The sequence below is a fragment of the uncultured Porphyromonas sp. genome (assembly GCF_900541275.1).
In the GTDB taxonomy this organism is placed as follows: domain Bacteria; phylum Bacteroidota; class Bacteroidia; order Bacteroidales; family Porphyromonadaceae; genus Porphyromonas_A.
Map to the genome: position 1 here is coordinate 118296 of NZ_UQJH01000004.1, position 9211 is coordinate 127506.

Consider the following 9211-nt stretch of genomic DNA (forward strand, 5'->3'; position numbering starts at 1 on the left):
CGAGTAGCGAATAGGGTGGCGCACTTGAGCTATAGGGCAATCATATACCAAGTGAGACTTGTCCGTGAGGCACCCGAAGGGTGCTCGCTCCTTAGGCATCGGTCATCCGCGAAGCGGTGACCGATGTACCCCCTCCCCTACCCTCTCGACCCCGATAGGGCGTCGAGCAGCCCCCCCTTCCCGGCGACCCGTAAAGGGTCGAGACACAATATGTACGCTTATACATCGGTCGTCGGCACTTCGTGCCTTGACCGATGCCTATGGAACGGGCATCCTTGCGGATGCCGATATAACTGTCAGAGCTTAGTGTATTTGGACAAAACGTCCGACTTGTCCGACTCGTCCGATAGAGCCTCTCAAAGGCTGGGGCCCATCGATGGCTCCCCTGTCCTTCAGGGCAATGAGAGAAAAGCGGTATCTTTGAGCTGTCACAAGCCGACTACTATTTACCGCGATACACGGATATGAAAGACAAGCAACTATCATTTACCGAAGCGGTGGTGGCGATGATCACCATCCCGCTCGCACTCGTCATCGGGTCGATCCTCCTCAGCAAGAAAAAGAGGTAGACCGATGGGGATGACCTACTACCGATATTAGATCGATCCTCATTTCTGAGCCCTTTTTCTTTTATCCGGGTACTGAATTAATTCGGTACCTTTGTATGTTACATACTTCAAGCAATCACGAAACAATAAGTAGAGTACAGATCCGAGATGTTAACGACTGAATTCCTACTGGAGCATACCGATGAGGCGATCCGGAGACTGAAGATCAAGAATGTCGACCCGGAGCCGATCATCGACAAGGTGCGCGCCCTCGACGAGGAGCGCCGGCAGACCCAGAGCGAGCTCGACGAGACCAATGCCGAGATCAATACGCTCTCCCGCGAGATCGGGGGACTGATGCGCGATGGCAAGCGCGACGAGGCTGAGACGATCAAGGAGAGAGTGAGCAGCCTCAAGGACCGCTCCAAGGAGCTAACTGACCGCAAGCGGGAGCTGGAGCAGCAGCAGGTCGATACGATCGTCCTCCTGCCCAATGCCCCCTCGGAGACTGTCCCCGCCGGTAAGTCGGCCGACGACAATGTCATTGAGAGGCAAGGTGGTGAGATGCCGGACCTCCACCCGGACCACAAGAAGCCTCACTGGGAGCTCGCCAATGAGTATGGCCTGATCGACTTTGAGCTGGGCGTGAAGATCACCGGTGCGGGCTTCCCCGTCTACACCGGCTACGGCACAAGACTGCAGAGGGCGCTGATCTGCTTCTTTATGGACAGCGCGCGCGAGGCGGGTTATCTCGAGATCGAGCCCCCCTTTGTCGTCAATGAAGCATCCGGCTTCGGCACCGGGCAGATCCCTGATAAGGAGGGGCAGATGTACCACTGCGAGGTGGACGACTTTTACCTCATCCCGACGGCAGAGGTGCCGGTGACCAATATCTTCCGCGACGAGATCGTCGAGGAGAAGAGCCTGCCGATCCGCATGTGCGCCTACTCCGCCTGCTTCCGTCGCGAGGCAGGGAGCTACGGCAAGGACGTGAGGGGGCTCAACCGCCTGCACCAGTTTAACAAGGTGGAGCTGGTTCGCATCGAGCATCCCGACCGCTCCTATGAGGCACTGGATCAGATGGTCCGCTACGTGGAGACGCTGGTCAGCAAGCTGGAGCTGCCGTACCGCATCGTCCGGCTCTGTGGTGGAGACATCAGCTTCACGTCAGCACTGACCTTTGACTTCGAGGTCTTCTCCGCTGCACAGGAGCGCTGGCTGGAGGTGAGCTCGGTATCGAATTTCGAGAGCTTCCAGGCCAATCGCCTGAAGTGTCGCTTCAAGGGCGAGGACGGCAAGATGCACCTCGTCCACACGCTCAATGGCAGTGCCCTCGCCCTGCCCCGCATCGTGGCCGCACTGCTGGAGAATAACCAGACGCCTGAGGGCATCGTCATCCCCGAGGCGCTGCGCCCCTACACCGGATTTGACATCATCCCGGCACCTGCTGCGGGCAAGTGAAGGAGAGCGACGGATGCGTCCCATACTATCATACACCCTCACCCTGCTCCTTACGCTCCTCTCAGGGGTGGCGGTGGCGCAGGGTCCCACCGCACGTCTCAAGTCGTCGCCCATGCTGGCGGGTACAGAGACGCTCACCTTTGACCTCTCCTACTCCGTTGCCTTCGTCAAGGGCAGCGTAGGCACAGCCACCCTCACCACCACGCCCACGCGGGGCGGAGGCTGCACCACGCGGCTCCTGCTTCGCACGAAGAACGCTGTCGAGACCTTCTTCCCCATGCGAGACACGATGCAGACCTGGTACGGCGCCGACCGACTGCCGCAGCGCTTCTACAAGGGGATCGATGAGAATAAGTACCGCATGCGGGACGAGGTGACCTACCGATTTACCCCCAAGACCGCCTTCACCAGTGCGAGACAGTACCACGATGACGGCACCCTGCGGGAGTCGCGTGACAGCCGCATTGATGCGACGAGTGCCGCGGTGCTCGACCTACTCTCCATGGTCGCCTATGTGCGCGCGATCCCTGAGGACGAGCTGACAGCCGCCACGAGTGGGCAGAGCTTCATCATCCCGCTCGGCAAGGAGCTGACAGAGGGGCGCTTCACCTTCATCGGATACAAGATGCGGAAGTATCAGGGCAAGTCAGTCAGCACGATGGAGGTGAGCTTCGACATCGGCGACCCGGGATTTAAGAAAAACCGGGACACGCTACGGCTCTACATCACCCGGGATGCCAAGCGGCTGCCGATCTTTGCCCGCGCCGAGCTGGCGATCGGCTCCGTAGACTGCCGTCTCGTATCGGATAAGTAACCCCCTATGACTAAGCGTGTTGACCCTCTCGAGCTGATCCGCAAGTACTACGACCCTGCGTCGGAGGCGTACCGCATCCTGACGATCCACAGCGAGCGGGTGACGGCAAAGGCGCTGGACATCGTCGATCGCCATCCCGAGTGGCACTTAGATCGTGACTTCGTCGCCGAGGCGGCGATGCTCCACGACATCGGCATCTTCCTCACCGATGCGCCGAGCATAGACTGTCACGGCACCGAGCCTTACCTGATGCACGGCGCCCTCGGTGCCGACCTCCTCCGCAAGGAGGGGCTGCCCCGTCACGCTCTCGTCTGCGAGCGGCATACCGGCACCGGCGTGACGCTGGAGGAGATCCTACGGGAGGGCTACGAGATGCCGCACCGGGAGATGGTGCCGATCACGCTCGAGGAGCAGATCATCTGCTTTGCCGACTGCTTTTACTCCAAGGGGAATGTGGAGAAGCTGACCGTCGAGAAGAGCGTCGAGAGCCTCCGCGAGAAGCAGCGCGGCTACGGGCAGGACAATCTCGACCGCTTCGATGCCTGGTGTACCCTTTTCCTATAACGTCACATGAATCTACGGACTGAAGACCTCGTCAAGAAATACAAGAGCCGCACGGTAGTCAACCACGTCTCCATCAACGTCTCTCAGGGAGAGATCGTCGGGCTACTCGGTCCCAATGGTGCCGGGAAGACCACCACCTTCTACATGACGGTGGGGCTGGTGGTGCCCAATAACGGGCGGATCTACCTCGATGATGAGGACATCACGCGAGAGCCGATCTACAAGCGGGCGCACCGAGGGATCAGCTACCTCGCGCAGGAGGAGTCCGTCTTCCGCAAGATGAGCGTGGAGGACAATATCCTCTCCGTGCTCGAGATGACCAAGCTCACTAAGGAGCAGCAGCACGAGAAGCTCGAGTCGCTGATCAGCGAATTTGGTCTCGAGAAGGTGCGGACCAACCAGGGCGACCGCCTCTCCGGCGGAGAGCGCCGACGGACGGAGATCGCGCGCTGCCTCGCCATCGACCCTAAGTTCATCATGCTCGATGAGCCCTTTGCCGGCGTCGACCCGATCGCCGTGCAGGACATCCAGTCCATCGTCGCCCGACTCAAGCGCCTCAATATCGGTGTGCTGATCACCGACCATAATGTGAATGAGACCCTCTCCATCACCGACAGAGCCTACCTCCTCTTTGAGGGAAAGATCCTCTTCCAGGGGACGGCGGAGGAGCTGGCGGCCAATGAGATCGTCCGGGAGAAATACCTCGGGACCGACTTCGAGCTCCGCCGGCGCACCTTTGCCGGGATCGATGCATGAGACAGGACCTGAGACAATTCTCTCCTCTCCTCGACCGAGCCGTCCGGGCGCTCGGCGGGCTCCCCGGTGTCGGCAGCAAGAGCGCCCTACGGCTGGCACTCTTCCTCCTGAGGGAGGACAAGAGCTTCACTCACGGGCTTACCGATGACCTCCGGGACTTCGTCGACGGCATCCACTACTGCAGCGAGTGCCACAATATCTGTGATGAGGAGCTCTGCGCCATCTGCAGCGACCCGCAGCGCGACCCGCAGCTCGTCTGCGTCGTCGAGAGCGTGCGTGAGGTGCTGGCGATAGAGCAGACCGGGCGGTACCACGGGCGGTACCACGTCCTCGGCGGGCTCATCTCGCCCATCGACGGTATCGGTCCCGACGACCTCTTCCTTGCCGACCTGCCTCAGCGGGTACAGGACGAGGGGGTGAGGGAGATCCTCCTCGCCCTCAGCACCACCATGGAGGGCGACACGACCAATTTCTACATCTACCGCCTACTCAAGGAGATCCCCGACCTCAGTATCAGCACCCTCTCCCGCGGTGTCTCCGTCGGTGACGACCTCGAGTACGCCGACCAGCTCACCCTCGGCCGCTCGATAGAGAACCGGATCCCCTTCTCCTCCACCCTCCGGGACTAAGCCCTCCCCTCCCGATAATCTGTATTTGGGCAAAACGTCCGACTTGTCCGACTCGTCCGACTTGTCCGACCTGTGGGCTGCACCCCGGCAGGGGTGCGTTGTTCATAGCCCGGGTGTCGGAGGGGCGCAGCCCCGACGACCCCGGGTAAGCATAGACCTCTTTTACCCCCTCGACCCCGATAGGGCGTCGCTCGTCATAGAGAGCTTCTGAAGGGAGCGACACCCTATCGGGGTCGTATATATAAGGCGTACCGCAGGTGACCCGGGGTCATCGGCACTTCGTGCCTCGACCGCGGGCTATGCGGAAAGGACCCCTACCGGGGTCCCCTGTCGGACAGCCTTCCGATAATCTGCATTTGGTGTAGATTCACCCCTCCCGATTCACCCCTCCCGATAATCTGCATTTGGTGTAGAAAATAGGAATGCGAGCCCCCAGAGACAGCACCCGCCAGGGTGCTCGCTCCATAGGCATCGGTCATCCTCGAAGCGGTGACCGATGTACAGAGGCACACCTTAATTCCTCGACCCCTTGCGGGTCGCCGAGCAGACATCCCCTCCCGGCGACCCGCAAGGGGTCGAACTGTCCAAACCAATCCCTTTACATCGGTCGTCGCCACTACGTGGCTCGACCGATGCCTAGGGAACGGGCATCCTTCGGATGCCGGAATACTGATATTCCCTGGTATGATTCGCATCTCTAACCGATAACCCATAGTAGGTCGGCGAGCTGCACCCGCCAGGGTGCTCGCTCCATAGGCATCGGTCATCCGCGAAGCGGTGACCGATGTACAGAAACATACCCTAATCCCTCGACCCCTTGCGGGTCGCCGAGCAGACATCCCCTCCCGGCGACCCGCAAGGGGTCGAACTGTCCAAACCAATCCCTTTACATCGGTCGTCGCCACTACGTGGCTCGACCGATGCCTAGGGAACGGGCATCCTTCGGATGCCGGAATACTGATATTCCCTGGTATGATTCGCATCTCTAACCGATAACCCATAGTAGGTCGGCGAGCTGCACCCGCCAGGGTGCTCGCTCCATAGGCATCGGTCATCCGCGAAGCGGTGACCGATGTACAGAGACATACCCTAATCCCTCGACCCCTTGCGGGTCGCCGAGCAGACATCCCCTCCCGGCGACCCGCAAGGGGTCGAACTGTCCAAACCAATCCCTTTACATCGGTCGCCACTACGTGGCTCGACCGATGCCTAAGGAACGGGCATCCTTCGGATGCGGCAATGCCCCCACGACGGCGTGCTCGCCAACATCGTATCCTACCTATAAGCTGCAAAAATGGTTACCTTTGGGAAAACAAGACTTTTATGGAGCACAATCGCAACACCTACTTCTCAGCATTCTACCACATTGTCTTCTCCACCAAAGACCGACAGAGATTTCTTGAGGGAGATCACAAGACAAATATCCTCAGGTATATGGTTGCTTTTGTCAAAAACAACCATGCTCATCTAATCATCGTCAATGGGATGCCCGATCACATACATATGCTTATCCACGTGAGCAGCCCCTCATTCCTGATGTCTGACTTTGTACGCGAGCTAAAAAAGTCTACAAACAAAGTACTAAATCAAATCTATGGCTTTGGCGGAAGATTTAAGTGGCAATCCGGGTACTACGTACAGAGCTTAGGTAGGTCGCAAGTGGATAGTTGCTATCACTACATCCAAGACCAGGAGCTACACCACTGCTCCATGTCCTTTGATGACGAATGGGATGCGATAATGAAAGGGATCTCAAAAGACGAGACCGTACTAGCTGAAAAGCAATGAAACAACACTTAGCGACCCCGTACGTCATCCACCCGGAGGACCTGCGGATCAGCGAGGAGGGGATCACCTTCCTGCCGCTCTACATGACCCCACTACTCTGATGACGAAGACACTGATCTACTTCCACGGCTTTCAGTCCGGCGCCGGCACCGCCACCGTTGGGCGCTTCCGCCGGAGCCTCCCCGACTGGCGCGTGGAGGCACCCGACATCCCGCAGGACCCCTTCGAGGCGCTCTCCTTCCTCCGCGCCCTCTGCGCCGAGCTCCGTCCGGACGTCATCCTCGGCACCAGCCTCGGTGCCTTCTACGCCCACCAGATGGTCGGCTACCGCCGCATAGCGGTCAATCCCGCCCTCCACCTCTCCGAGATGCCCGAGATCCTCCACGTCGGGCGGTACCACTACCTCCAGCCGAGGCTCAATGGGGAGACCACCTTTGAGATCACCGACGAGATCATCCGCCACTTCCGCGAGGCGGAGCAGCGGCAGTGGGACCACCTGCGAGACCGGGATGGCCGAGCGGAGCCGGTCCTCGGCTTCTTCGGCACCCGAGACACCACCGTCGACTGCAGGAGCGACTTTGAGCAGCACTACGGCACCGCCTGCACCGCCTCCTTTGACGGCGAGCACCGGATGACCGACCGCGTCGTCAGCGAGGTCCTCGCCCCGGTGGTTCGCTCCTTTAGATAGTCCCCCGACTATCAGATCGAGGGATCGGGCAGGCTAAAGGTATCGCCTCCCTCCAGCGTCCCCTCGCGGTAGCCCTTGTTGAGCCACGCCATACGCTGCTTCGAGGTGCCGTGATTGAAGGCATCCGGCACCACGTACCCCTGGGCCTCCATCTGCAGCTTGTCATCCCCGATGGCGTGCGCCGCATTGATCCCCTCCTCGATGTCGCCCGGCTCGAGCGAACCGAAGCGCGCATCATCGTAGTGCGCCCACATACCGGCGTAGTAGTCCGCCTGCAGCTCCAGCCGCACGCTGATCGCATTCGCCTCCGTCTTGCTCACCTGCGCCATCCGCGCATGCGCCTTATCGAGCGTCCCGAGGAGGTTCTGCACATGGTGCCCCACCTCGTGCGCGATCACGTAGGCGTAGGCAAAGTCCCCTCCGGCGCCGAGCTGCGTCTTCATCTGGTTAAAGAAGGAGAGATCTATATACAAGGTCTGGTCTGCCGAGCAGTAGAAGGGACCCACCTGCGACGACGCCCCACCGCAGCCACTCTGCACCGCATCGGTATAGAGTACCATCCGCGGTGGCGTGTAGGTCTTGCCATACTTCGCAAAGATCTCCGTCCAGGCATCCTCCGTCCCCTTGAGGATCACCTTGGCAAAGGTGGCCATCTCCTCCTCCTCGGCCGTCGGGGTGTACGGCTCCTCCTGAGCCGTCTGCTGCGTGACGATCGCGCCACCGCCCTGCCGAAGCACGTCGAGGGGATTACCCCCCATCAGCCAGGTGATCAGCCCGACGACGATCAGCCCCCCGATGCCCATGCTGGCACCCTTGACCCGCCTACCACGCCGGTCCTCTACGTTACCGCTCTGTTGTCTTCCGTCCAGTCTCATATCTTTTTTTCTGATAGAAAATTAATAGCTCTCGGTCTCATTGGGAAACGACCCCTCCGCCACGGCGGCGGCATAGTCGTCAAAGGCGCGCACCATCGCCTCCCCCACCTCACCGAAGCGGCGGAGGAACTTCGGCCTGAAGCCCTCAGTCATCCCCAGCATATCCTGCATCACTAAGATCTGCGCATCGGTATCCGGGCCGGCACCTATGCCGATCGTCGGCACCGAGACCGCCTCCGTCACCCGCTTGGCGAGGGCGGCGGGGATCTTCTCCAGCGTGATCGCCGTGACGCCGATCTCATCCAGCATCCGCGCATCCTCCATCAGTCGCTCGGCGGCCGCCTCCTCCCTCGCCTGCAGGCCATAGCCGCCGAGGCGGTGGATCGACTGAGGCGTCAGCCCCAGGTGCCCCACCACAGGGATATTTGCCCCGAGGATCATCTCCAGAGAGGCGCGGACCTCACGACCGCCCTCCACCTTCACCGCATCACAGCCACCCTCCTTCATCATCCGGATGGCGTTCTGCAGAGCGACATAGGGGTCCCCATGCACGGTGCCGAAGGGCATATCTCCCATCACAAAGCAGTGGCGCACCGCACGTGTCACGCACTGCACGTGGTAGATCATCTGATCCAGCGTGATCGGCAGCGTCGTCGGGTGACCCGCCATCGTATTGGATGCCGAGTCGCCCACGAGTATCGCATCGATCCGGCTCCTGTCCACGAGGAGGGCGGAGGTATAGTCGTAGCAGGTGACGCAGGCAAGCTTCCGTTGCCCCTTCAGCTCCGCAAAGTCTCTTGCGGTGATCTTCTTACGCTCGGTTTTCTCAGTCATATCTTGATTGTCGATTGATTTCTCTCTCACAAAGGTACCCCATTCTCCCGAGACAGATTCTCGCCCCGATCTAATACCGATATTAGTTTTCTCTAATACCGATATTAGAGTTGTCTAATACCGATATTAGAGATCTCTAATACCGGTAAAAGAATTTGGGCCCATTCTATGCGATTCCTGGAAAAAGTACACAGTTGATTGAATATTACTAGGACTGTATACCGGTCATTGGATTAAGACCTGAGAGTGTACAC

9 protein-coding genes are annotated in these 9211 nt (G+C 59.7%); 7 read left to right on the forward strand and 2 right to left on the reverse strand.

Going from position 1 to position 9211, the window contains the following annotated elements:
- Window positions 1–716 precede the first annotated feature (716 nt).
- The 7 genes from serS to QZR17_RS04045 all read left to right on the forward strand — a co-directional run bounded on the left by serS (window position 717) and on the right by QZR17_RS04045 (window position 7248).
- A complete protein-coding gene (serS, locus tag QZR17_RS04015; RefSeq protein ID WP_297127915.1) occupies window positions 717–2009 on the forward strand; it encodes a serine--tRNA ligase in 1293 nt (430 codons plus the stop codon).
- Window positions 2010–2022: 13 nt separating this feature from the next.
- Window positions 2023–2823, forward strand: coding sequence for a DUF3108 domain-containing protein (locus tag QZR17_RS04020; protein WP_297127917.1), 801 nt, complete (start codon window positions 2023–2025; stop codon window positions 2821–2823).
- Between the two features lie 6 nt (window positions 2824–2829).
- Window positions 2830–3387 carry an HD domain-containing protein gene (locus QZR17_RS04025; protein WP_297127920.1) on the forward strand — a complete coding sequence of 186 codons (558 nt, stop codon included), beginning with the start codon at window positions 2830–2832 and terminating at the stop codon, window positions 3385–3387.
- Window positions 3388–3393: 6 nt separating this feature from the next.
- Window positions 3394–4143 carry an LPS export ABC transporter ATP-binding protein gene (gene lptB, locus QZR17_RS04030; protein WP_297127923.1) on the forward strand — a complete coding sequence of 250 codons (750 nt, stop codon included), beginning with the start codon at window positions 3394–3396 and terminating at the stop codon, window positions 4141–4143.
- The gene (gene recR, locus QZR17_RS04035; protein WP_297127926.1) at window positions 4140–4772 is read left to right on the forward strand and encodes a recombination mediator RecR; all 633 of its coding nucleotides are present in this window, start codon (window positions 4140–4142) and stop codon (window positions 4770–4772) included. Before lptB ends, recR begins: the two co-directional genes overlap by 4 nt.
- A 1323-nt stretch (window positions 4773–6095) precedes the next feature.
- The gene (tnpA, locus tag QZR17_RS04040) at window positions 6096–6560 is read left to right on the forward strand and encodes an IS200/IS605 family transposase (protein WP_296158603.1); all 465 of its coding nucleotides are present in this window, start codon (window positions 6096–6098) and stop codon (window positions 6558–6560) included.
- 100 nt (window positions 6561–6660) lie between these two features.
- Window positions 6661–7248: a YqiA/YcfP family alpha/beta fold hydrolase gene (locus tag QZR17_RS04045; protein ID WP_297127930.1), complete on the forward strand. Its 588-nt coding sequence runs from the start codon at window positions 6661–6663 to the stop codon at window positions 7246–7248.
- 11 nt (window positions 7249–7259) lie between these two features.
- Here the strand turns inward: QZR17_RS04045 and QZR17_RS04050 are convergent, their stop codons facing one another.
- Both QZR17_RS04050 and panB read right to left on the reverse strand, forming a co-directional pair.
- On the reverse strand, window positions 7260–8123 hold the full coding sequence (locus QZR17_RS04050; protein WP_297127933.1) for a neutral zinc metallopeptidase: 864 nt from the start codon (window positions 8121–8123) through the stop codon (window positions 7260–7262).
- A gap of 21 nt (window positions 8124–8144) precedes the next feature.
- Complete coding sequence (panB, locus tag QZR17_RS04055) at window positions 8145–8957, reverse strand: 3-methyl-2-oxobutanoate hydroxymethyltransferase (RefSeq protein ID WP_297127937.1); 813 nt, start codon at window positions 8955–8957, stop codon at window positions 8145–8147.
- Window positions 8958–9211: the final 254 nt, after the last annotated feature.

Coding starts and splice junctions, on each gene's coding strand:
- QZR17_RS04045 (WP_297127930.1), top strand. CDS start 6,661: ATGACGAAGACACTGATCTACTTCCACGGCTTTCAGTCCGGCGCCGGC.
- QZR17_RS04050 (WP_297127933.1), bottom strand. CDS start 8,123: ATGAGACTGGACGGAAGACAACAGAGCGGTAACGTAGAGGACCGGCGT.
- QZR17_RS04020 (WP_297127917.1), top strand. CDS start 2,023: ATGCGTCCCATACTATCATACACCCTCACCCTGCTCCTTACGCTCCTC.
- tnpA (WP_296158603.1), top strand. CDS start 6,096: ATGGAGCACAATCGCAACACCTACTTCTCAGCATTCTACCACATTGTC.
- QZR17_RS04025 (WP_297127920.1), top strand. CDS start 2,830: ATGACTAAGCGTGTTGACCCTCTCGAGCTGATCCGCAAGTACTACGAC.
- lptB (WP_297127923.1), top strand. CDS start 3,394: ATGAATCTACGGACTGAAGACCTCGTCAAGAAATACAAGAGCCGCACG.
- recR (WP_297127926.1), top strand. CDS start 4,140: ATGAGACAGGACCTGAGACAATTCTCTCCTCTCCTCGACCGAGCCGTC.
- serS (WP_297127915.1), top strand. CDS start 717: ATGTTAACGACTGAATTCCTACTGGAGCATACCGATGAGGCGATCCGG.
- panB (WP_297127937.1), bottom strand. CDS start 8,957: ATGACTGAGAAAACCGAGCGTAAGAAGATCACCGCAAGAGACTTTGCG.